The sequence below is a fragment of the Streptomyces sp. ADMS genome (assembly GCF_033441795.1).
Classification (GTDB): Bacteria; Actinomycetota; Actinomycetes; order Streptomycetales; family Streptomycetaceae; genus Streptomyces.
On record NZ_JAVFVX010000626.1, the window covers coordinates 1 to 238 of the forward strand.

Genomic DNA, 238 nt, shown 5'->3' on the forward strand with positions numbered 1-238 from the left:
CCGCCGTCCTCGCCTCGGCCGAGCGCGCTGCCGGCCTGGATGATGCCTCGGGCCGCCGAGCGGATCGCCCGGGTGTCGGCGCGTTCGGCGCGGACGTGGCTGCGGGTGGCGCGTTCGAAGGAGCGAGCGGCGGCACCAAGTTCGGTGCGGGTGGCGGCTGGGGAGGTCTGGGCGACCGCGTCCAGGAGTTCGCCGACTCCGACGAGTTGGGCTGCGGCATCGTCGTCGTCGCTGTCCA

General features: G+C 74.8%; 1 pseudogene. It reads right to left on the bottom strand.

The window, feature by feature from the left end:
- Positions 1 to 238 (bottom strand): annotated as a pseudogene (locus RB628_RS42240) (mobilization protein); the annotation flags it as partial.